The organism is Paracoccus onchidii, from assembly GCF_028294535.1.
Taxonomy (GTDB): domain Bacteria; phylum Pseudomonadota; class Alphaproteobacteria; order Rhodobacterales; family Rhodobacteraceae; genus Paracoccus; species Paracoccus onchidii.
Window position 1 is genome coordinate 111,492 of record NZ_JAQBIE010000003.1, and the last position, 23,485, is coordinate 134,976.

Annotated in this window: 19 protein-coding genes and 1 pseudogene; 10 read left to right on the forward strand and 10 right to left on the reverse strand. The window is 62.1% G+C overall.

The window, feature by feature from the left end; genetic code table 11:
* Positions 1–66 precede the first annotated feature (66 nt).
* Together PAF17_RS03280 and lnt are read left to right on the forward strand one after the other, a co-directional pair.
* A pseudogene (locus tag PAF17_RS03280) lies at positions 67–1,578 on the forward strand (DEAD/DEAH box helicase); the annotation flags it as partial.
* Between the two features lie 755 nt (positions 1,579–2,333).
* The gene (lnt, locus tag PAF17_RS03285) at positions 2,334–3,824 is read left to right on the forward strand and encodes an apolipoprotein N-acyltransferase (RefSeq protein ID WP_271887652.1); all 1,491 of its coding nucleotides are present in this window, start codon (positions 2,334–2,336) and stop codon (positions 3,822–3,824) included.
* An 11-nt stretch (positions 3,825–3,835) separates the two neighbouring features.
* On the opposite strand, the gene PAF17_RS03290 is transcribed toward lnt, so the two are convergent.
* Entirely contained in the window at positions 3,836–4,462 is a 627-nt protein-coding gene (locus PAF17_RS03290; RefSeq protein WP_271887653.1) for a J domain-containing protein, read from the reverse strand.
* Positions 4,463–4,543: 81 nt separating this feature from the next.
* Between PAF17_RS03290 and PAF17_RS03295 the strand changes: the two genes are divergently transcribed.
* From PAF17_RS03295 to PAF17_RS03315, 5 genes are all read left to right on the forward strand, one after another.
* On the forward strand, positions 4,544–4,795 hold the full coding sequence (locus PAF17_RS03295; protein ID WP_271887654.1) for a BolA family protein: 252 nt from the start codon (positions 4,544–4,546) through the stop codon (positions 4,793–4,795).
* Between the two features lie 81 nt (positions 4,796–4,876).
* On the forward strand, positions 4,877–5,842 hold the full coding sequence (gene glpX, locus PAF17_RS03300) for a class II fructose-bisphosphatase (protein WP_271887655.1): 966 nt from the start codon (positions 4,877–4,879) through the stop codon (positions 5,840–5,842).
* A gap of 77 nt (positions 5,843–5,919) precedes the next feature.
* Positions 5,920–7,656: a single-stranded-DNA-specific exonuclease RecJ gene (gene recJ / locus PAF17_RS03305; protein ID WP_271887656.1), complete on the forward strand. Its 1,737-nt coding sequence runs from the start codon at positions 5,920–5,922 to the stop codon at positions 7,654–7,656.
* An 82-nt stretch (positions 7,657–7,738) separates the two neighbouring features.
* Positions 7,739–8,431: a metal-dependent hydrolase gene (locus PAF17_RS03310; RefSeq protein WP_271887657.1), complete on the forward strand. Its 693-nt coding sequence runs from the start codon at positions 7,739–7,741 to the stop codon at positions 8,429–8,431.
* Positions 8,428–10,230: an aminopeptidase P family protein gene (locus tag PAF17_RS03315; RefSeq protein WP_271887658.1), complete on the forward strand. Its 1,803-nt coding sequence runs from the start codon at positions 8,428–8,430 to the stop codon at positions 10,228–10,230. Before PAF17_RS03310 ends, PAF17_RS03315 begins: the two co-directional genes overlap by 4 nt.
* Before the next feature lie 48 nt (positions 10,231–10,278).
* On the opposite strand, the gene PAF17_RS03320 is transcribed toward PAF17_RS03315, so the two are convergent.
* From PAF17_RS03320 to gltX, 3 genes are all read right to left on the reverse strand, one after another.
* The gene (locus PAF17_RS03320; protein ID WP_408636365.1) at positions 10,279–10,926 is read right to left on the reverse strand and encodes an SDR family NAD(P)-dependent oxidoreductase; all 648 of its coding nucleotides are present in this window, start codon (positions 10,924–10,926) and stop codon (positions 10,279–10,281) included.
* Positions 10,927–11,025: 99 nt separating this feature from the next.
* A complete protein-coding gene (gene gltA / locus PAF17_RS03325; RefSeq protein WP_271887660.1) occupies positions 11,026–12,318 on the reverse strand; it encodes a citrate synthase in 1,293 nt (430 codons plus the stop codon).
* Between the two features lie 78 nt (positions 12,319–12,396).
* A complete protein-coding gene (gene gltX, locus PAF17_RS03330) occupies positions 12,397–13,794 on the reverse strand; it encodes a glutamate--tRNA ligase (protein ID WP_271887661.1) in 1,398 nt (465 codons plus the stop codon).
* 114 nt (positions 13,795–13,908) lie between these two features.
* On the opposite strand from gltX, the gene PAF17_RS03335 reads away from it, so the two are divergent.
* Positions 13,909–16,125, forward strand: a complete 2,217-nt coding sequence (locus PAF17_RS03335) for a ComEC/Rec2 family competence protein (RefSeq protein WP_271887662.1) — start codon at positions 13,909–13,911, stop codon at positions 16,123–16,125.
* Here PAF17_RS03335 and PAF17_RS03340 read toward each other — a convergent pair whose 3' ends face one another.
* A complete protein-coding gene (locus tag PAF17_RS03340; protein ID WP_271887663.1) occupies positions 16,126–16,452 on the reverse strand; it encodes a TfoX/Sxy family DNA transformation protein in 327 nt (108 codons plus the stop codon). It abuts the gene before it with no gap.
* 62 nt (positions 16,453–16,514) lie between these two features.
* Here PAF17_RS03340 and miaB point away from each other — a divergent pair, with 62 nt between their 5' ends.
* Entirely contained in the window at positions 16,515–17,858 is a 1,344-nt protein-coding gene (gene miaB, locus PAF17_RS03345; protein ID WP_271887664.1) for a tRNA (N6-isopentenyl adenosine(37)-C2)-methylthiotransferase MiaB, read from the forward strand.
* Positions 17,859–18,103: 245 nt separating this feature from the next.
* On the opposite strand, the gene ccoP is transcribed toward miaB, so the two are convergent.
* The 4 genes from ccoP to ccoN all read right to left on the reverse strand — a co-directional run bounded on the left by ccoP (position 18,104) and on the right by ccoN (position 21,661).
* Positions 18,104–18,949, reverse strand: coding sequence for a cytochrome-c oxidase, cbb3-type subunit III (gene ccoP, locus PAF17_RS03350; RefSeq protein WP_271887773.1), 846 nt, complete (start codon positions 18,947–18,949; stop codon positions 18,104–18,106).
* Positions 18,950–19,119: 170 nt separating this feature from the next.
* A complete protein-coding gene (locus PAF17_RS03355; RefSeq protein WP_271887665.1) occupies positions 19,120–19,308 on the reverse strand; it encodes a cbb3-type cytochrome c oxidase subunit 3 in 189 nt (62 codons plus the stop codon).
* Between the two features lie 10 nt (positions 19,309–19,318).
* Positions 19,319–20,044, reverse strand: coding sequence for a cytochrome-c oxidase, cbb3-type subunit II (ccoO, locus tag PAF17_RS03360; RefSeq protein WP_271887666.1), 726 nt, complete (start codon positions 20,042–20,044; stop codon positions 19,319–19,321).
* 12 nt (positions 20,045–20,056) lie between these two features.
* Positions 20,057–21,661 (reverse strand): cytochrome-c oxidase, cbb3-type subunit I, encoded by a 1,605-nt coding sequence (gene ccoN / locus PAF17_RS03365; protein WP_271887667.1) that lies wholly within the window; start codon positions 21,659–21,661, stop codon positions 20,057–20,059.
* A gap of 197 nt (positions 21,662–21,858) precedes the next feature.
* Between ccoN and PAF17_RS03370 the strand changes: the two genes are divergently transcribed.
* On the forward strand, positions 21,859–22,698 hold the full coding sequence (locus PAF17_RS03370) for a universal stress protein (protein WP_271887668.1): 840 nt from the start codon (positions 21,859–21,861) through the stop codon (positions 22,696–22,698).
* A 10-nt stretch (positions 22,699–22,708) separates the two neighbouring features.
* Here the strand turns inward: PAF17_RS03370 and fnrL are convergent, their stop codons facing one another.
* The gene (fnrL, locus tag PAF17_RS03375) at positions 22,709–23,458 is read right to left on the reverse strand and encodes a transcriptional regulator FnrL (RefSeq protein WP_271887774.1); all 750 of its coding nucleotides are present in this window, start codon (positions 23,456–23,458) and stop codon (positions 22,709–22,711) included.
* Positions 23,459–23,485: the final 27 nt, after the last annotated feature.

The window sequence follows — 23,485 nt, forward strand, 5'->3', positions numbered from 1 at the left end:
CAGCCGGAATTGCCGGGCGGCATGGAACGCATCGCGCATCGGGCGCGGCAGCACGGAAAGCTCCGAATGACGAAATTTACCGATCTGAAACTTGACCCCAAGGTCCTGCAGGCTGTGGCCGATGCGGGATATGAACATCCGACCCCGATTCAGGCCGGCGCCATTCCGCCCGCTCTGGCAGGGCGCGATGTTCTGGGCATCGCTCAGACCGGCACCGGCAAGACGGCCAGCTTTACCCTGCCGATGATCACCCTGCTTGGGCGTGGGCGCGCGCGCGCGCGGATGCCACGTTCGCTGGTGCTGTGCCCGACGCGCGAACTGGCCGCGCAAGTCGCCGAGAATTTTGACATCTACGCAAAAAACACGCGGCTGACCAAGGCGCTGTTGATTGGTGGGGTCAGCTTTGGCGAACAAGACAAGCTGATCGATCGCGGTGTTGACGTTCTGATCGCCACCCCTGGCCGCCTGCTGGATCATTTCGAGCGCGGCAAGCTGTTGCTGACCGGTGTTCAGATCATGGTCGTGGACGAAGCCGACCGGATGCTGGACATGGGCTTCATTCCCGATATCGAACGCATCTTCCAGCTGACACCATTTACGCGCCAGACGCTGTTTTTCAGCGCCACCATGGCCCCCGAGATCGAGCGGATCACCAATACTTTCTTGCACGCCCCCGAACGTATCGAAGTTGCGCGCCAAGCCACGACCAGCGAAACGATCACCCAGAAACTGATCGAAATCGCGCCTGCCCGCCGCGACCAGACAGCCAAGCACAAACGCGACCTGCTGCGCGCCCTGATCGATGCCGAAGGCGAAACCCTGACCAATGCCATCGTGTTCTGCAACCGCAAGACCGATGTCGATATCGTCGCCAAATCGCTGAAAAAGCATGGCTATGACGCCGCTCCGATTCATGGCGATCTCGACCAGAACCACCGTACGAAAACCCTTGAAGGCTTTCGTGACGGAAATCTGAAACTCTTGATCGCATCGGATGTTGCGGCACGCGGTCTGGATATTCCTGCCGTCAGCCATGTCTTCAATTTTGACCTGCCCAGCCACGCCGAGGACTATGTGCACCGGATCGGCCGCACCGGACGTGCGGGCCGCAAGGGCACTGCCATCAGCATCGCCTCGCCCGCCGACGAAAAATACCTGTCGGCGATCGAAAACCTGGTCAAGCAGACCCTGCCGCGCAGTGATGTGCCCGAGGGCTTTACCGTGTCTGCAAGCAATCGCCCTGAACGCGACGACCGTCGCGGCAGTGGGCGCGACAAGCGTCGGCGCAATCGCAACGACGATGACAAGCCCCAGGAAACCCGCACGGCAGAGGCCACTGACAGCCGCAGCGATGATTCGGTGAAAAAGGATACCGGCGGACGCGGCAATCGCCGTGACGATCGCCGCGATGATCAGAACCGTTCGGACCGTCGCGACCAGAATCGCGATGACCGCCGTCGCGGGCGTGGTCGCCATGATGACAGCCGTGGACCTGCCGTCATGGGCATGGGCGATCATGTTCCGCAATTCATGCTGGTCGAACTGCGCCCCTCTGCATCGGCAGAGATCACCGAGCAGAATGACACCGACAATTCCGATAGCACTTCGGTGGAAACCTCCGAACCGGCACCAGCGGAGAAGCCGGCGCGCCGTTCGCGCAGCCGTCGGCGCGCCAAAACGACCGAGGACAACGCGACCCCCGAAAACACGGCTGAAACCGCGCCAGCTGAGAACGCACCTGAGCCCCCTGCCGTCACCACGGAAGACGCATCTGGCGAATCGGCCACGGAAAGCGCCCCCTCGGACAGCACCACGACCGAGCCGGCACCCGCCGAAAAATCCAAACCCAAGCGGACCAGGCGCAAGAAAGCCGACACCGCCGAAGCCGAAAACACCGCTGGCGCAACCGAAACGGCCAGTGCGCCCAAGCAGGACGGCGACACCGAAGAGGTCAAGCCCAAGGCCCGCAAACCCCGCACGCGCAAACCCAAGGCCAAACCTGAACCCGCTGCGGACAGCACCGCCCCGGACGCCGAAACCGTCTCCGACGCCCCGGCCGAGCCGGCGGTCGAAGAAGCGCCAAAACCCAAGCGCACGCGCCGCAAAAAGGCCGAGCCCGCCGCCGAGACCACGGAAACAGAGGCAGAAGCAAAACCCAAGCCAAAGCGTACACGGCGCAAAAAGGCCGAACCCGCCGAGGACACGCCCGCCGAAACCGACAAGGCAACGGGTGAAGGCGCGGATCAGGCCGACGCCTGATCCCGCAAATGCGTGTTTCGCATAAAAACCTGACAAGCCCGCCGCGCCTGTCGCGCGGGCGGCGACCTTCCGCCATGCAACTGTTCCCGGATCTGCTGCTGGGCATGGTCGCGGCGTTGGGTCTGGCGCCATTCGGGGTCTGGGGCGCGTCAATCGCAGCTTTTTCGGTGCTGTTGTGGCGTCTGGCCCGTGTCCAGTCCGGTGCCGCATTCTGGCACGCCTTTGCAGCCGGGCTGGGCTGGTTCGGCCTGTCAATGAGCTGGATCGTCGAACCTTTTCTGGTCGAACCCGAACGATATGGCTGGATGGCCCCGTTTGCGTTGCTTTTGATGGCTTCGGGCGGCGCGATGTTCTGGGCCCTGCCGGCCTGGCTGAGCAACCGCATGGCGGGGCACTGGCGCAGCCGAATGCTGGCACTGGCTGCGGCGCTGGTTCTCTCGGACTGGTTACGAGGCTGGATCTTTACCGGGCTACCCTGGTCGCTCAGCGGGCATATCTGGATCGACACGCCGATCGCCCAGCTCGCCTCCTATGCCGGCGCGGTCGGTCTTAGCCTGATAACGATGGTGGTCGCCCTGCTGCCGGGGCTGTTCTGGCGGCGTATGTCACCTTCCCTGCTTGGGATATTGCCCGGTGTCCTGATGTCTATCATCCTGTTGGGCGCGGGTTGGGCCTCGGGATTGGCGCGGCTTTCATCGTCGATGCCGCCGGATCGCGATGTCATCCTGCGTATCGTCCAACCCGACGCCGAACAGCACCGGAAATGGGACCCGGAATGGTCCACGGTGTTCTTTCGCCGACTGATGGACCTGTCATCGGAACCCGGTCGGCGCGATCTGGTCATCTGGCCCGAAACGGCCGTGAATTTCCTGCTGGATGACGCGCCAGAGCTGCTGCCCCGAATCACCGAAAACGCCGCCGCGCCACTGGCGCTTGGCATCCAGCGCCGCGACGGCGCACGCTTCTACAACAGCCTTGCGATTCTGGATCGCCAAGGAAATTTGCAAACCCTGTATGACAAGTTTCACCTGGTGCCGTTTGGTGAATACATGCCTTGGGGGGATGCGTTGGCGCGACTGGGCATTTCGGCATTCGCCGCGCAGGCCGGGAACGGTTATTCTGCGGGGGCTGGACCGCGACTGCTGTCAGTGCCCGGCATTCCGGGTTTTCAACCTCTGATCTGTTACGAGGCAATCTTTCCCCAGCATATCCGGAACCTGCCCGAACGCCCCGACTGGATCCTGCAGGTCACGAATGACGGTTGGTTCGGGACGTTTTCCGGCCCCTATCAGCATCTAGCCCAGGCACGGCTGCGCGCCATCGAATCAGGGCTGCCGCTGGTGCGGGCCGCCAATACCGGCGTCAGCGCGGTGATTGATGCGCGCGGGCAATTGCGCGAAACCTTGCCCCTTGGCGTCACCGGCAAGATCGACGCCACATTGCCCGCCCCTCTGCAACCGACAATGTGGCTGCGGTGGGGGGCTTGGCCAGTGGTGATGATCGCGTTGTTGACGCTGGTTCTGGCCATTGGCGTATCGCGCGGCGCCAAACGCGATACGGCCTGACCCGACAGGGATCAGTCGCGGATGAAGCGACTGTCCTTCACCTGATCCCATGCCCAGACCACCTCGGACAGACGCTCTTCGTCGGAACGGTCTCCGCCATTCATGTCCGGGTGCAGCACCTTGACCAATGCCTTGTATTGCTTGCGGATCTCGGCACGGGTCCAGTTGTCCTTGGCTTCGAGGATCTCGATCGCCTTGCGTTCGGCCGGGGGCAGTTTGCGGCTGACCTTGGCACGCGATTCGACCGAGGTGCCGTTCGCTCCCAGAATTTCCAGCGGATCATTGACACCATGGCGCGCCCAGGCCTGTTCCTTTGCCCCCTTGCTGAAGGGCTTGGTCGGGCGTTCCCAGACGGTGGCGTTGTCCAGAAAGTCCTGGAACTCTTCCTCGCTCTGGCCTTGGAAATAATTCCAGTTCGCGTTGTATTCGCGAACATGTTCTTTGCAGAACCAGAAATAATCATCCAGATTTCGCGGGTTCTTGGGCGCGCGATATTGCGCAGGCTCGTTGCAGCCCGCCTTGTCACATATACGGGTAGACGTCTCGAAGGCACCGGACATGCCGCGCCGGCCTTTGGACCGACGCTTCTTGTCTTTGGCCGCGGAAATGTCGAAACCAAACGGGTCGTTACTGCTCATTCTTAGGCACCTTTGCGACTCGGAGGCGGCAGTTTAATCTATTTCGAGCGACATGAAAGGTCTTGATTAAGGATTATGCGGATGATTGCTGACGAGATGCGCCAACGGCTTGCCGTCCTCAGGCCCACGCAACTGGAAATAATCGATGAAAGCGAAAGCCATCGCGGCCATGCCGGTTTCCGCGAAGGCGGTCAGAGCCATTTCCGCATTCGGATGGCCAGCCCCGAACTGGCAAATCTGACCCGGATCCAGCGCCACCGCCTGGTCCACAACACATTGGGCGATATCGTGCCGCGCATCCATGCGCTTGCGCTGGAACTGACAGAAATCTGATCAGTTAGCGCCCCCAGTCTTGCCCGCGTCACACGCGGCGCGTAGAACCCCAGCGGATTTGTTGTAAAGAGGATAACGCCCATGACCGCCCCCAAGGATTTCAATGATCGTATGCTGTCCTTGGGGCTGGCCCGCGTCAGCGAAGCCGCCGCCCATGCCTCGGCACGCCTGATCGGGCGCGGCGACGAAAAGGCCGCCGATCAGGCCGCCGTCAATGCGATGCGCGACCAGCTGAACATGCTGGACATCAAGGGCGTCGTCGTCATCGGCGAGGGCGAGCGCGACGAAGCGCCGATGTTGTATATCGGCGAAGAGGTCGGCAGCGGCCAGGGCCCCGAGGTGGACATCGCGCTGGACCCGCTGGAAGGCACCACGCTGACCGCCAAGGACATGCCGAACGCGCTGACCGTGATCGCCATGGCCCCGCGCGGCACGCTGCTGCACGCGCCCGACGTCTATATGGACAAGCTGGCCATCGGGCCGGGCTATCCGGTCGATGTCGTCAGCCTGGACATGAGCCCGGCCGAACGCGTGCGCGCGCTGGCCGCCGCGCGCGGCTGCAAGGAAAGCGACATCACCGTCTGCATCCTGGAGCGTCCGCGCCATGAGGACATGATCGCCGAGGTCCGCGAGACCGGTGCCGCAATCCGTCTGATCACCGATGGCGATGTCGCCGGCGTGATCCACTGTGCCGAGGCCGAGATGACCGGCATCGACATGTATATGGGGTCCGGCGGCGCACCCGAGGGCGTTCTCGCGGCGGCCGCGCTGAAATGCATGGGCGGCCAGATGTGGGGCCGCCTGCTGTTCCGCAACGACGACGAAAAGGGCCGTGCGAGGAAGGCCGGGATCACCGATCTGGACCGGATCTATGCGCGTGACGAATTGGTGACCGCGGATGTGATCTTTGCCGCGACCGGCGTGACCAATGGCTCGATCGTGGCAGGTGTCAAGCGCGAGCCGGGCTATCTGCAGACCGAGACGATCCTGATGCGGTCCAAGACCGGATCGGTCCGTCGCATGATCTATCGCAACCCGGTGAAGTAAGGCGGGGTATCGGGGGCTTTGCCCCCGTCCCGTTCCGGGACTCCCCCAGGGTATTTCGACAAAGAAGAAGAGATCGCGTGGCATTTCTGGGCGTTGAACAGTCGCTGACCGGGCGACGCTGGGTCGGGCCGGAGCCGACGCTGGATCGGTTGGCCGAGGGATTGGCGCAGAAAGCCGCGCTGCCCCTTCCCGTGGCGCGGGTTCTGGCCGAACGCGGCGTCGAAGCAGAGGATGCCGAGGGGTTCCTGTCACCCAAGCTGCGCGATCTGTTGCCCGACCCCCTGACGCTGCGCGACATGGAAGCGGCGGCCGAGCGGATCGTGGCCGCCGCCACCCAGGATCAGCGGATCGCAATCTTTGCCGATTATGATGTGGATGGGGGCACCTCTGCGGCGCTGTTGCTGGACTGGCTGCGCCAGCAGGGTCGCGATGCGACACTGTATATCCCCGATCGGATCGATGAGGGATATGGGCCGAACGTGCCTGCGATGACCGATCTGGCAGCACGGCACGATCTGATCATCTGCGTCGATTGCGGCACCCTGAGTCATGAAGCACTGGCAGCCGCCAGCGCGGCGGATGTGATCGTGCTGGATCACCATCTGGGCGGCGAGACGCTGCCGCCTGCCCTTGCCGTGGTGAACCCGAATCGTGCGGACGAGGATGGCACCCTTGGGCATCTGTGCGCTGCCGGGGTGGTGTTTCTAACACTGGTGCAGGCCGGGCGCGTTCTGCGCCGTCTGGGCAGGCCCGAGCCCGCGCTGATGCCGATGCTGGATCTGGTCGCATTGGCGACCGTGGCCGATGTCGCGCCGCTGATCGGTGTGAACCGCGCCTTTGTGCGCACGGGGCTGGATGTGATGGCCCGCAGGCAGCGCCCCGGTCTGGTCGCGCTGTCGGATGTGGCGCGGCTGGACGGGCCGCCGAATGCGTTTCATCTTGGCTTTCTGCTGGGCCCGCGGATCAATGCCGGGGGGCGCGTCGGTCGCGCGGATCTGGGTGCGCTGTGCCTGTCGACCCGTGACGCGACCGAAGCCGTTCGGCTGGCGGGCCAGCTGGATGACCTGAACCGCGACCGCCGCGCGATCGAGGCTGCGGTGCGCGAAGAGGCCCTGGCACAGGTTGAGGCGCGCGGCGATAGCGCCCTGTCATGGGCCGCGGGCGATGGCTGGCACCCCGGCGTGGTCGGGATCGTCGCCGCACGCATCAAGGAGGCCACGGACCGCCCTTCTGTCGTGATCGGCATCGAACATGGCATCGGCAAGGGATCCGCACGATCAGTGCCGGGTGTCGATCTCGGCCGTGCAATACAACGTCTCGCCCGCGAAGGTTTGCTGTTGAAGGGGGGCGGGCATGAAATGGCCGCCGGCCTTACGGTCGAGGCGGACAAGATCGAGGCCGCAATGGATCGGCTGGGCGAATTGCTGAAACATGATCTTGAGAATCGCGATGCCGTTGGCGAAATGCGGGTGTCCGGTCTGCTGGAACCCTCAGGGGCGACACCCGCGATGCTTCGCCAGCTGGAAGATGCCGGCCCCTATGGCCAGGCAGCGCCCGCGCCTCGTTTCGTTTTCGCCGATCAGCTGATCGACAGCGCAAGTACGATGGGCGAAAATCACTTGCGGCTGAATTTCCGCAGTGCTGGGTCGGCCAGGATGGAGGCGGTGGCCTGGGGGGCGATGAACAGCCCGCTTGGGCCGGCGCTGATCGGTGCCAAGGGGCGTCGCTTTCATCTGGCGGGCAAGCTGGAACTTTCGACCTGGGGGGGGCGCGAACGGCTGCGCCTGCGGCTGGACGACGCGGCACCTGCGTGAATTATCCACCATCGGGTGCTGGCCAGCATCCGGTCGCGCAGCTAACCTGCCGAAGACATCCTGACACCCCTAGGAGGCAGACATGAAACTGACCTGGCTTGGACATTCCGGCTTTCGCCTGGAAATCGAAAACGCCGTGATCCTGATCGACCCATGGCTTTCGGGCAACCCGGTCTTCCCTGAACACCAGCGTGGCGATGCGATCCGGGGCGCAACGCATATTCTGCTGACGCATGGCCATGGCGATCATTCCGGCGATACGCTTTCCATCGCGAAAGAGCTTGGGATACCGGTGGCAGGCATCTATGATCTGGTCAACAGCTGGTCCAATCATCAGGGGATCGAAGGCATCGGCTTTAACAAGGGCGGCACGATTGATCTGGGGGGCGCGCAGGTGACCATGGTCAATGCCTCCCATTCCAGCTCACTGGACGGGGCCGATGGGCCGATCTATGCGGGGCATGAATCGGGCTTCATGATTGCCGGCGAAGGTCACACGATCTATGTCAGCGGCGATACCGACATCATGGCCGACATGGAATGGATGGGTGAATATCACCAGCCCGATATCGGTATTCTTTGCGCGGGGGGCCATTTCACCATGGACATGAAGCGCGCCGCCTATGCCGCGAAAAAGTACTTTGATTTCAAAACCGTCATCCCCTGCCATTACAAGACCTTTCCGCTGCTGGAACAATCGGCTGATGCCTTGCGCGCCGGCCTGCCCGGCGTTCAGATCATCGAACCCGAAGTCATGAAGGCCATCGAACTTTGACATTCCAGACGTTTGACGACCCCGGCGGACAGGGCGATCACGCCGCCCGTCTTGCCCAGCTGCGCAGCCAGATGGCGCAAGACGGAATAGACGCCTTTATCGTGCCGCGCGCGGACGCCCATCAAGGCGAGTATGTTGCCGATGCCGATGCGCGCTTGGCCTGGCTGACCGGCTTTACCGGCAGCGCAGGGTTTGCAATTGTCACGCGCGATCAGGCTGGGGTGTTCATCGACGGGCGGTATCGGGTGCAGGTCAAGGAACAGGTCGATCCGGCCCATTTCACGCCGGTTCCCTGGCCTGAAACCCGGCCCTCGAACTGGCTGCGCCAATCGATGCCGGCGGGCGGGCGGGTCGGGTTTGATCCCTGGCTGCATACCCGCAAGGAAATAGAGGCGATGGAACGGGGCCTTGCGGGCAGCGGCCTTGGCCTCATCGCCGCGGAACACAACCCTGTCGATGCGATCTGGGCCGATCGCCCCGCCCCGCCTGTCGGCCAGGCCCGCCCGCACGAAATCGCGTTTTCAGGCGAGACTGCTGCAGACAAGCGCGCGCGCCTTGCCGCCGATTTGCGCAAGCATGGTCAGGCGGCGGCATTCCTGTCATTGCCGGATTCGATTTCCTGGCTGCTGAACATCCGGGGCAACGACCTGCCCAAGAACCCCGTTGTGCAGGGCTTCGCAGTGCTCAGCGACAGCGGCCATGTCACCTTGTTCAGCGATCCCGCCAAGTTCGACGATGATCTCCGCCGGTTTCTTGGCGATGAGGTGTCGATTCTGCATCCCGATGGTCTGACAGCCGCGCTGCTGGACCTGACGGGGCCAGTGCGCATTGACCCCGCCACCGCGCCCGAGGCCGCGTTCAGATTACTGGAACGTGCATCCACACGCATCATGCCCGCCCCCGACCCGGTCATCATGCCAAAATCCCGCAAGAACCCGGCAGAACTGCGGGGGATGCGCGAGGCCCATCTTGCCGATGGCGTGGCAATGGTGCGCCTGTTGGCCTGGCTGGATCGTCAACCCGCCGGCACCCTGACCGAGATCGATGTCGTCAAGCAACTGGAAGAGTATCGCCGCGTAGCCGGGGTCTTCGACATCAGCTTCGACACGATCTGTGGCGCCGGGCCGAATGGGGCCATCGTCCATTACCGTGTCACGCAAGGATCGAATCGCAAGATCGGCACCGATGACATGCTGCTTCTGGATTCCGGCGGCCAATATCGCAATGGCACGACCGACATCACCCGGACGCTGCCGATAGGCAGCCCACCCGCAGAGACAATTGCGCCCTATACAGCCGTATTACGAGGAATGATCGGGCTAACCCAGGCCCGCTTTCCTGTCGGGGTGACGGGGGCACATCTGGATGCGCTGGCGCGCCAGTATCTGTGGCAGCAAGGAATGGATTACGACCACGGAACCGGCCACGGGGTCGGCGCGGCCCTATGTGTTCACGAAGGCCCGGTGCGCATCAGCCGCGCCAGTGATCTGGCATTGCAACCCGGGATGATCCTGTCCAACGAACCAGGCTATTACCGCGAAGGCAGCTTCGGCATCCGAATCGAGAATCTGGTAATCGTCACCGAGGTCGAGGCCGAAGAAAACCGCAGTATGCTGGGTTTTGAAACGCTGACGCTCTGCCCGATCGACACGCGCTGTGTCGATCGGGGGGCGATGGCACGTCACGAAATCGGCTGGTTGGATGCCTATCATGCCATGGTGCGCGATGCCCTGTCGCCGTATCTGGACCCGGCCGAACGTGATTGGCTTGATCGGGCAACACGTCCCTTGCGTGACTAGACCCGTCCGGCGAGGTCAGGCGCAATGACGACGCGCCTGACCTGCCTTTCATGACATCGCGGCAATGATCTTGGCTGCCTCATCGTGGCAATTGCCCAGCTTGTCGCGGTCTTCTCCGGGAAAGAACCGCGCGCGCACAGCGGTCGGCATCGGCGCGGGATCGGCAATGATGACACGCGGCGCGATGTTCCGGTTTTCTGCCTGCCAGCTGCGCGCCAATGCGATCTGGGCGGCCTTGGTCGCCCCATAGGCACCGAAGAATTTTTCGCCTGCACGCTTGTCGTCGAAAAAGACCGCGATGCCCGACCGGGCACGAAGCGCCGGTTCCAGCAATGCGATCATGCCGCGCACGGCTTCGACATTGATCAACATCGATTTCGACCAGTCCTTGCCGTCGATATGGGGCGCCGGCGACAGCGGAGCGGCATGCACGGCGCAATGCGCCCAGACATCCAGCCCGCCCCAGCGACCCTGAATGGCCTGCGCAAGCTGCTGCATAGCCGCAGCCTCGCCAATATCCATCGGGGCAAGCGTGGCCGACCCGCCCGCCGAACGGATACGGTCATCCAGCTCTTCCAGCGCGCCGACAGTGCGGGCAACCGCCAGAACGTGATAACCCTGCGCGGCCAGCCCTTCGGCCATTGCCGCGCCCAGCCCGCGTGATGCGCCGGTCACCAGCGCCAGTTTCTGTGTCATGTCATTCATGCGCCATCCCATGCCACCGCGTTTGCATCCATGCAAGATACCCAAAGAAAAGGGGCCCCCGAAGGGGCCCCAAAACCGGATCTTTCCGTCTCAGCGTTTGGACAGCTCGACATAGTCGCGCTTGTCCGAGCCGACATAGAGCTGGCGCGGACGGCCGATCTTGTTCTGCGGATCGCCGATCATTTCCTTCCACTGCGCAATCCAGCCGACGGTGCGCGACAGCGCGAAGATCGGCGTGAACATCGAGGTCGGGAAACCCATCGCCTCAAGGATGATGCCCGAATAGAAATCGACATTCGGATACAGCTTCTTCGAAACGAAGTAGTCGTCCTCCAACGCGATCTTTTCCAGTTCCTTGGCAACCTGCAGCGTCGGGTTGTCGTGGATGCCCAGCAGGTCCAGAACCTCGTCCGCCGATTCCTTCATGACCTTCGCGCGCGGGTCGAAGTTCTTGTAGACACGGTGGCCAAAGCCCATCAGGCGGAAGGGATCGTCCTTGTCCTTGGCGCGGGCGATGTATTCCGGGATGTTTTCCACGCTGCCGATCTGGCGCAGCATTTCCAGACACGCCTGGTTGGCGCCGCCATGCGCCGGACCCCACAGGCAGGCAATGCCCGCTGCGATACAGGCGAAGGGGTTCGCGCCCGACGACCCTGCCAGACGCACGGTCGAGGTCGAGGCGTTCTGTTCGTGATCCGCATGCAAGGTGAAGATGCGGTCCATGGCACGCGCCAGCGCCGGATCGACATTGTATTTCTCGGCCGGAACCGAGAAGCACATGTTCAGGAAGTTCGACGCGTAATCCAGTTCGTTGCTGGGATACACGAAGGGCTGTCCGATCGAGTATTTGTATGCCATCGCCGCGATGGTCGGCAGTTTCGCGATCAGGCGAATCGATGCAACCTCGCGCTGCCACGGATCGCTGATATCGGTCGAATCGTGATAGAATGCCGACATCGCGCCCACGACGCCCACCATGGTCGCCATCGGATGCGCATCGCGACGGAAACCACGGAAGAAGTTGTGCATCTGTTCATGCACCATCGTGTGCCGGGTGACGCGGCTTTCGAAATCCTGCATCTGCTCTGCGGTCGGCAATTCGCCGTAAAGCAGCAGGTAGCACACTTCGAGATAGTTCGACTGACCGGCAAGCTGTTCGATCGGATAGCCGCGATACCACAGCTCACCCTTGTCACCATCGATGAAGGTGATCGTCGAATCGCAGCTGGCGGTCGATGTGAACCCGGGATCATAGGTGAACACATCCGACTGGCCATAGAGCTTGCGGATATCCAGAACATCAGGCCCTTTGGTGGGGCTGAGGATCGGCAGCTCGTATTCGGAATCCCTGAGCAGTAGTTTGGCGGTCTTCGTATCGGCCATCCAAAACGTCCTTTCCGGCTGAGCCGGGCCGACCGCAGCGAAATCGCATCGACCAGCCCTGGCGAGTGAGAGCAGGTTTCAGCCTGCCAATTCTGTCTGATCCCGAAGCCGTGCCAACGATTCCTCGCGGCCAAGCGCCGTCATCATGTCAAATACGCTGGGGGTCGCGGTTCGGCCAGCCAAGGCGGCGCGCAGGGGCCCCGCAACCTTGCCCAACCCGACGCCGTTCTCTTCGGCAACCTGCTTGGCCGCCTGCTCCAGCTCGTCTCGCGTCCAGCTAGCATGCTGCATTGCGGCAGTCAATGATTTCAGCATACCACGGGATACCGAATCCAGCGACTTGGCCGCCTTGGGTTCGATTTCTATCGGCCGGGCGGTCAGGGCAAAGCGCGCCTGATCAAGCATTTGCGGCAAAGTCCTGGCTTTTTCGCGCAACGCCGGCAACGCCGCGACCAGCCGCCCTTTTTGCTCGGCGGTCAGGGGCTCTTGCCCGGTATCGGACAGGAAAACTTCCAACGCCTGAAGCAGATCGGCCTCGGGCATGGTTTTCAAATGATGGGCACTGACATGTTCCAGCTTCTTGAAATCGAGCCGCGCCGGGGCCTTGCCGATCCCGTCCAGATCGAACCATTCGCGGGCCTGCCGGTCGTCAAAAAGCTCATCATCACCATGGCTCCAGCCCAGCCGCGCCAGATAATTCCGCATCGCCGCCGGCGGATAGCCAAGCTGGGCAAATTCGTGCAAACCAACCGCTCCGTGGCGCTTGGACAGCTTTTTGCCGTCTTCACCATGGATCAACGGGATATGGGCGAAAACCGGGCGCGGCCACCCCATTGCGTCATAGATCTGGATCTGGCGCGCGGTGTTGGTCAGGTGGTCATCACCCCGAATGACATGCGTCACACCCATATCGTGATCATCCACAACAACCGCCAGCATGTAGGTCGGTGTACCATCGCTGCGCAACAGAACCATGTCGTCCAGCTGGTCATTGGCAACGCGCACATCGCCCTGCACGGCATCGGCGATGACGGTCTCGCCATCGCGTGGCGCCTTCAGCCTGATGGCGAAAGGGGTATCGGGCAGCTCGGTGGCGTCGCGCCACGGGCTTTGAAAGGATTGACGGGGATTGGCTTCACGCCAGGCCGCGATTTCCTCGGCGGTCGAGAAACATTTATAGGCCTTGCCTGCGTCCAGCATCTGCTGGGCAACCTCGGCGTGGCGGGTCTTGGCGGCGAACTGGCTGACAGGCTCGCCGTCCCAATCCAGCCCAAGCCATTTCAACCCCTGCAAAATCGCCTCGGTCGCTTCGGGGGTCGAGCGGGCACGATCGGTATCCTCGATCCGCAACAGGAAACTGCCCCCCCGTGCGCGCGCATACAACCAATTGAACAAGGCCGTGCGGGCCCCGCCAATATGCAGATAACCCGTCGGTGACGGAGCGAAACGGGTAACGATCTGGGCGTTGTCGGACATTTGGACCTTCATGGGACAATTTCACTGAGGGACATGGCGTCATTAACGCTTTGGTAAGCAGGCCATGCCATCTTTCTGGTGCTGACATAATTAACCGCTGTGGAAAGGACAAGAATGACCACCCAGACCGGCACGAAGCACGGTTCGGGCGGGGCGGCCCAACCCCATGCCACGCTCGGCACCGGCCCCGGCTTTGCTCCGGTCGGGGTCGGCAGGGCCGGGCATGAAACGCCGCGAAAGCCCCGCCCGCCTGCCGCCGGCCGGGCGGGGCTTGTGGCGTGGCTGCCGGTTTGTCTGTCGCTGGGAATCGCGATCTGGTCAGGACTGCCATTGCCAAGGGGCGCGATCCTGTGGTTCGCAATCGCCGTGGTGATCCTGTGCGCTGGTCTCTGCGCGCAAAGGGCGATGCCATGGGCCGAGCGCGGTTGGATCGGTGCAGGAATGGCAGACGGCCTGCGGATAGGGGCAATGGGCATTGCCCTTGTCGCAACCGGCATCGGCCTGTCCGAGCTGCGCTCGGCACGCGTCGCCGCGCCGGTTCTGGAATGGCGCTATTACGGGCCGGTCGAGGGAAGGCTGGTTGAAATCGACCGCTCTGCGCGCGACCGGATTCGCCTGACGCTGGATCAGGTGCACCTGCGTGACCTGCCGCCGGAACGCACCCCTAGGCGGGTTCGCCTGTCACTGATCGGCGTCGATGAGGACAGCCTGCCATCATTGGGGCAGCGGGCGATGATGACCGGGCATCTGGGGCCGCCGCCGGGGCCTGCATCGCCCGGCAGCTTCGATTTTCGCCGCCATGCCCGGTTTGCGGGGCTGGGTGCCGTCGGTTACACCCGAACCCCGGTTCTGGCGGTTGCACCTGCGCAAGACGGCATGTGGTGGATGCACCGCGCGCGCCTTGCACTTAGCGACTCCATCGCCACCCGGATCGGCGGTCAAGAGGGTGCGGTCGCCGCCGCGCTGATGACCGGGGACCGGTCCGGCATTCACGAATCCACGAATGAGATCATGCGGGCATCGAACCTGTATCACATCATTTCGATCTCGGGACTGCATATGAGCATGCTGGCCGGCTTTGTCTATGCGGCGCTGCGCATCGGGTTGGTCATGGCGATGGCCTGGGGGGCTTTTGCGTCCCTCGCGGCGCACAAGATTGCGGCATGTGGCGCATTGCTGGCGGCAACGGCCTATCTGTGGCTGTCGGGCGGCGGTGTCGCGACCGAGCGTGCCTTTGTCATGGTCGCGGTCATGCTGGGTGCCATTCTGGTGGATCGGCGCGCGATCTCGTTGCGCACAGTGGCGGTCGCGGCGGCGATTATCCTGATCTACAGTCCGGAATCCCTGACCTCGCCGGGTTTTCAGATGAGCTTCGCCGCCACGGTCGCCCTTATCCTGTCCTACGGCCCCTGGTCGCGGCTTGCCCCACATGTTCCGATATGGCTGCGCCCTGTGGCGATGCTGCTGGTATCGTCATTGGTGGCGGGGCTGGCGACTTCGCCGATTGCGGCGGCACATTTCAACCGAATGGCGCAATACGGGTTGCTGGCCAACCTGCTGGCCGTGCCGGTGATGGGCACATTCGTGATGCCGGCCGGTGTGATCGGCGCAATTCTGGCGCCGTTGGGGTTGGCGGGACCAGCCTTGTGGGTGATGGGGCTTGGCACGGCATGGATGCTGAAAGTCGCCGAATTCGTTGCCGGGCTTGGGGGGGCGGTGACGGCCATTCCCCTGCCCCCCGGCCCGACCGTCGCCTTGATGGAATTCGGCGCGGTGATTTGCGTCTTGTGTTGGCGGCACAACCTGTCACGCAGCCATTCACGCCTGTTGCGCGCGGGCTTTGTTTGCGGAACAGCCATGATGCTGACCTCGGCCGTGATTTGGCTTGGCGCCGAACGTCCCTTGCTGCTGATCGCGCCACAGGGGGAGGCCGTCGGTTTGATGACACCAGCGGGCCGTGCAATTTCCAAACCGGGTGGGGGGGCGTTCGTCGTCAAGTCGTGGCTTCGCGAGGACGGGGACACCGCCCTGCAGGCGCAGGCCGCGCAGCGCCCTGCCTGGCGGGGCGACAAACGCGACCGCCAGGCAGGGTTGCCGGACGGCTGGCAAATCTGGCACCTGACGGGCAAGGGCGCAAGCGAACGGGCCAGACCGAAATGTCGTGAAAAGACCATCCTGGTTTCCACCGAGCCGCTCGACCTTCCCGCCGATGCAGCTTGTCTGATGCTCGATCCCAGAAAAATGCGTCAGACCGGCGCGATTGCCATCAACTTTGGCAAATCGGGGCCGATCCTGACCCAGACGGATTCCCCGCAGACACAGGATCGATAATCAGGGTTTGCGCAACCCGATTTCATCAAGCGCCGCTTCGATACCGGTCAGCGACGGCCCGCGCGTTTCCGCCACCAGACTATCGAATCGCTGCCGCAACGCTTTCTTTTCATCGCCGCGACAATCGTTCCACGGGCGCCCCTGCAACGCCATATGCATGACGTAATACCAGATGAAATGAGGTTTTTCCCCGGCGATCAACAGCGCCCGATATGCCTCATGCGCGCCGATCCGGCGCAGCGTCGCCGCATCGGACACCCCGGCCGCGATCAACGCCCTGGCAGTCGATGGACCGATATGCTTGATTGTGACCAGATCGCTATCCATCCCGACCTTCCCAAATCCTCTGCTTTCCTGTATCAGCCCCGGAACCTCAAGGACAGCACGGCATGAGTGATCACGACACCCCCGCCCAGGCGGCCAAGAAGCTTTTCATCAAGACTTACGGCTGCCAGATGAATGTTTACGACAGTCAGCGCATGGCCGAAGCCATGGGTGCCGAAGGCTATGTTCTGACCGAAAATCAGTCCGAGGCTGATATGGTGCTGCTGAACACGTGCCATATCCGCGAAAAAGCCGCCGAGAAACTGTATTCGGACCTTGGCCGCCTGAAACCGTTAAAGGCGGAAAGACCCGATCTGAAAATCGGCGTTGCAGGTTGTGTTGCTCAGGCCGAAGGCGAGGAAATCGTGCGCCGCATGCCGGTGGTGGATCTGGTCGTAGGGCCGCAGACCTATCACCGCCTGCCCGCCATGGTGCGGGGCGAAGCGCCCAAGATCATCACCGACTTTCCCGAAGAGGATAAATTCGATCACCTGCCCCAACAGCGCGCCACGCGTCGCGCGCCGGCCGCGTTCCTGACCGTGCAGGAAGGCTGTGACAAGTTCTGCGCCTTCTGCGTGGTTCCCTATACCCGCGGGGCCGAGGTCAGTCGCCCGGTCGAACGGATCATGCGCGAGGCACGTGATCTGGTGGCCCGCGGCGTGCGCGAAATCACCCTGCTGGGCCAGAACGTGAATGGCTGGCATGGTATGGGCGAGGATGGGCGTGAATGGGGCTTTGGCCGGCTGATCCGCGCCTTGGGCGAGGCCGAGGGGCTCGAACGGATCCGCTATACGACCAGCCATCCCAATGACATGGCCGATGATCTGATCGAGGCGCATCGCGACGTGCCGCAATTGATGCCCTATCTGCATCTCCCGGTGCAATCGGGTAGCGACCGCATCCTGAAGGCGATGAACCGCAAACATACGGCGGAACAGTATCTGCGCCTGATCGATCGCATTCGCGACGCGCGCCCGGACATCATGCTGACCAGCGATTTCATTGTTGGCTTCCCCGGCGAAACCGATCAGGATCATCAGGATACGTTGCGATTGATCGAACAGGTCGACTTTGGCACCGCCTTCAGCTTCAAGTACTCGCCCCGCCCCGGCACCCCCGCCTATGAACGCGCCGAGGTCGATGGCGCGGTTGCAGACGCCCGCCTGCAGGAATTGCAGGCATTGCTGACGCGCCAGCAAAAGGCCGCCCAAGAAGGCATGGTCGGGCGCACAGTCGGTGTATTGCTGGAAAAACAGGGGCGCGAGGCCGGGCAGATGATCGGCAAATCGGATTACCTGCATTCGGTCTTTGTCGACACGACCACGGCGCAAATCGGTGATCTGCTGCAAGTTCGGATCATCGAAAGCGCGTCGAACTCTTTGCACGGCAAGATCGTTTCCGCGACCTGAACCCGGTCACAACCATTAGCACGCGCCGGAAAAGAATGCCGGTCCCCATGGAACGCGCGAACAGGAGGGGACCGGCATCTTTCACGCGGACCAGCCTGCGCGAAAGCCTGTGATCACATGGCGGCGGCATTCTGGCCGAAGCCCGGATCCGAATGGACGGCCGCCCCCATGAAACGCGCGAACAGGACAGGGAGCGGCCCTTTTCACCCCATGGAACAAGAGGTGAAGCTGGTGGATTGGCCGGACTATTCGCCCCCGCCCAACCCGTGAACATAGGCCGAGACGGCGCGAATATCAGCCTCGCTCAGCCGCGAGGCCCAGGCAGGCATCACCCCGAACGGCCCTTCGGCCACGATGCGGGTAATGCTTGCCGGGTCGTCGCCATAAAGCCAGACGGCATCGGCCAGATTCGGCGCGCCCTGCATCCGATCGCCAGTGCCGTCATCCATATGGCAGGCCGAGCAATTATCGGCATAGATCTCGGCCCCGGCGGCGGCCATGGCATCGTCATGCGGACGATCCGACAGCGACAGCACATAGTTCACCACCTGGCTTATCTGACCACGATCCAGCAAACCATCGGTTCCAAAGCGCGGCATCTCGGAATACCGGCTGTCATCATCCAGCGGATCGCGGATGCCATGCTGGATAGTGGTGTGAATGTCTTCCAAGGTTCCACCCCACAGCCAGTCATTGTCCAGCAGGTTGGGATAACCCTTTGCCCCGGCAGCGCCCGAACCGTGGCATTGCGCACACCATGTCCGGAACACCGCCCCGCCTGCATTGGTGGCATAGTTCGACAATTCGTCATCACCTGCGATCTCGGTCAACTCGACCGAGGCCAGCCTGTTGGCGACAGGAGCGTTTGCCTGATCAAATCGTTCGATCTCGGCGGCGACCTGTTTGCGCGTATTGGTTTGCAACAAGCCGCTCGTCGCACCGGTGATCAACGGAATGGCCGGATAGGCGATCACATAGCCGATCGCCCAGACAATCGTGACATAGAAGGTCCACAGCCACCAGCGCGGCATCGGATTGTCGTATTCGGTGATCCCGTCCCATTCGTGACCGGTCGAGGGAACCTCGTGCATCGCCACGCCATGACGGCCCTTGCGGCGGTGCTTGGGCGCCTCGGGCTTGTCAGGTGCGGCCCGCGGCGGGATCTCGCCCGCGATCTTGGCGGCATGTTCGCTGTCGGCGGCTTCGCGCCCCAGGCTGATCTGATCGTCCTTGCCCGGCTTTTGGTCCTTTTCGTCGGCCATCAGCGGTCCTCCTTGTGTTCCGCCTCGGCGGGACGGCTTTCATTGCGAAAGATGCTTTCGGCGGCGTCCTTTTGAAGGGCGCGCGATCCCGGCCTGAAAACGAACAGGATCACCCCCACGAAGAACAGCGTCAAAGCCAGAAGCGCCCAGCTGTCGGCCAGTTGTCTCAGGAAGCTATAGGTTTCCATCGCGACCTCCTCAGCGGTTGTCATCCGGCTCGAAGGTCGAGAAATCGACCATCGTGCCAAGCACCTGAAGATAGGCGATCAGCGCGTCCATCTCGGTCAGTTGCGGCTGCCGGTCGAAATTGCGTTGCTGCGCCCCCGGATAACGTTCTTCCAGACCCGAGGCATCGGCATCGGGATTTGCCTGTGCCCGGAAATCCGAAACCGCATTGGCGATCATCTCTTCGTCATAGGGCACGCCGACCAGGGCATCGGTTTTCAACCGCTGCTCGATATGATCGGGATAGATGACGCGATCGCGCAGGAAGGCATATTTCGGCATGATCGATTCCGGCACGACCGACTGGGGATCGACCAGGTGGTCGATATGCCATTCATCCGAATAGCGTCCCCCGACCCGCGCCAGATCCGGCCCGGTACGCTTGGACCCCCACTGGAAAGGGTGATCATACATCGATTCCGCTGCCAGGCTGTAATGACCGTAACGCTCGACCTCGTCGCGCATCGGGCGGATCATCTGGCTGTGACAAACATAACAACCCTCGCGGACATAGACGTCACGCCCCTTGAGTTCGAGCGGCGTATAGGGCCGCACGCCCTCGACCTTTTCGATGGTGTTCTGCAGATAGAACAGCGGCACGATCTCGACGATGCCGCCGATGGTGACGACAAGAAACGAGAACACCAGCAGAAGCGATGCGTTCTTCTCGAGGATCTTGTGCTTGGACAGAATTGACATGTTCGGATCCCCTTATTCGGCCGGCACGGCGATGGCCGTGACATGCGCCTTTGGCTGACGCGCGACGGTTGCCCAAAGGTTCCATGCCATGATGATGCCACCGGTCAGATACAGCACACCACCCAGTGCACGTACGACGTTCATGGCGAACTTGGCCTGAACGGTGTCGGCAAAGGCGTTGACCAGGAAGCCCTGACTGTCGACCTCGCGCCACATCAGCCCTTCCATGATGCCCGACACCCACATCGACGCCGCGTAAAGAACCAGTCCGATCGTCGCCAGCCAGAAATGCCAGCTGACCAGGTTCAGGCTGTACAGCTTTTCACGACCCCAAAGACGCGGCACCAGATAGTACAATGCACCAAAGGTGATCATGCCGTTCCAGCCAAGCGCACCGGAATGCACGTGACCAATGGTCCAGTCGGTGTAATGCGACAGGCTGTTCACGGCCTTGATCGACATCATCGGCCCTTCAAATGTCGCCATGCCGTAAAAGCCCACGGCCACCACCATCATGCGGATGATCGGGTCGGTGCGCAGCTTGTCCCAGGCACCGGAAAGGGTCATCAGACCGTTGATCATGCCGCCCCAGCTGGGCATCCACAGCATGATCGAGAACACCATTCCCAGCGTCGCAGCCCATTCAGGCAAAGCGGTGTAATGCAGGTGGTGCGGACCCGCCCAGATATACAGGAAGATCAGTGCCCAGAAATGGATGATCGACAGCTTGTAGCTATAGACCGGTCGCTCGGCCTGTTTCGGGATGAAGTAATACATCATCCCCAGAAACCCTGCGGTCAGGAAAAAGCCCACGGCGTTATGGCCATACCACCACTGCACCATCGCGTCCTGCACACCCGAGAATACCTGCACGGATTTGCTGCCGAAGATGCTGACCGGAATCGACAGGTTGTTGACGACATGCAGCATCGCGATGGTCACGATGAAGGACAGATAGAACCAGTTCGCGACATAGATATGGGGTTCCTTGCGCTTGACGACGGTGCCAAGGAACACGGCCAGATAGGCCAGCCAGACGATCGTCAGCCACCAGTCGACATACCATTCCGGCTCGGCATATTCCTTGGATTGGGTTGCCCCGGCGATATAGCCGGTCGCCGCCAGCACGATGAACAGCTGATAACCCCAGAACACGAACCAGGCCGTGTTTCCGCCCCAAAGCCGCGCCGCCGAGGTCCGCTGCACGACATAGAAAGACGTGGCGATCAACGCGTTGCCGCCAAACGCAAAAATGACCGCGCTGGTATGCAGCGGCCGCAGCTTGCCGAAATTGGTATAGCCGTTGAACAGATCGCTGAAATTCAGGGCCGGAAAGGCAAGCTGAAAGGCGATGACCACGCCGACCAGAAATCCGACCACACCCCAGAATGTGGTCGCGATCACCCCGGCGCGCACCACGTCATCCATGTATTCGTTCGGATTTGGCTTCTTCACCGGCTCGTCTATCTGGCGAAGCACCCAGATGAACATGCCGGCTGCCACAACCATGATGATCAGCGCATTGACCATATAGGCCGGATCATGCGCCAGGTTTGCTCCGATCGCTGCCGCAAAGGCGACAACCCCAAGCAGTATCAGCTTGACGTAATTCCCCATGATACTCCGCGTCCCGTTCCCATGTGTTCCGGCCCGCACGAATCACGCGTGTTGGCCCTGCTGTTCGCATTGTTCACGATTAGGACAGTTTCGGGAAACAAACCTTGATCTGGGTCAAGGTCGCGATTTGACACGGATCAAGGACGCAATCGACCAACCTGCCACAGTGGTCCCGGATAAAGGCACAGGAGAGCATGATGGCATACAAGACCATATTGACGGTGCTGACGGCACCCGAACAGATCCCGCAACTGGACGCCGCCGCGATCATGGCCACGCGCGAGGATGCCCATCTCGACGTCATGTGCATCGGTATCGATCACAGCCATGCCGGGTATTACTTTCCCGGCGCGACGCCCTATGCCTATCAGGATGTGATAGATCAGGCGATAGTTCGCGCAAAGCGTTTGGAAGAGGTCGTTCGAACCCATCTGGCCCCCTCGACAGACCTCAGATGGGCGGCCGAATCTGCCGTCGCCCAGATCGGCAGCATCTCGTCACTGGTGGGAATGCGTGCGCGGTTCTCGGATCTGACGGTGCTGGGGCGCCCCTATTGCGATGGCGCTGACGCCGATACCGAGGCCGTTGTCGAAGCCGCCCTTTTCGAAGGCAGTTGCCCGGTTCTGGTAGTGCCCGAATCCGGCCTGCCCGCCCCTGCCCCACGTCATATCATGATCGCCTGGAACCAATCCGCCGAGGCAATGACCGCCGTGCGCCGTTCACTGCCCATGCTGAAACAGGCGGAAACGGTCGAGGTCACGCTGGTCGATCCCCGGCGCAGCGGCCCGGAACGTTCCGATCCCGGAGGTGCGCTGACGCAAATGCTGGCGCGTCACGGGGTGCGCGCCGAGATCGCGGTGCTTGCCCGGATGGAACCGGCGATCAGCGATGAATTGATGCGCCGCGCGACCGAGATCGGCGCCGACATGATCGTGATGGGGGCCTATGGGCATTCACGCTTTCGCGAAGCGATCCTGGGCGGCGCGACCCGCAACATGCTGGAAAAAACCACCTTGCCGATATTGATGGCGCACTGAGCCTGACGGCTTAACCGATCCAGCCGCCATCGGCATCATCGCCCGCTTCCTGCAGCAAACGGGCGAAATCTGGCAGGGTCACATGGCGTTTGCCCGACAGTTCGACCACGCCTTCGCGTTTCAGCGCATTGATCTGACGGCTGACGGTTTCCAGCGTCAATCCAAGATAATCGGCCATCGCTTCGCGGGTCAAAGGCAATTCAATCTCGATCTGGCCATTCATCGGCACGGGACTGCCGGATGCCTGACGGCGGGCGATAATGGCGATGAAAGACGCAATCTTTTCACGCGCGGTCTTGCGCCCCAGCAGCAACATCCATTCACGCGCGGCGTCCAGTTCGTCCATGGTCATTTCGAGCAGGCGCTGCGACAGGTGCGGAATATCGCGAATCATGTCCTCGAACGGAGCGCGGCGAAAACAGCAAAGCTTGACCTTGGTCGTGGCAACCGCGTCATAGGGCACGACATCGCGTCCCGGACGGCCCATGAAATCACTGGGCAAAAGCAGCCCGACCATCTGCGTGCGCCCATCTTCAAGCCGCTGGGACAAGGATGCCACACCGGACACGACCGATGCCACAAAATCCATGCGATCGCCGCCCCAGGCAATGACCTGCCCTGGCTCGAAGCTGCGATAGAACTTGATTTTCTCAAGCGCGATCAGTTCATCGTCCACGCAATGCGAACAGACAGCGCGATGCCGGATCGGGCAGGTGTCACAGCTTTCGACCCCCGTAGGCGCCCGCCCGGGTCCAGGCATTTTGATCTGGGTCAAGGACTGCGCGCT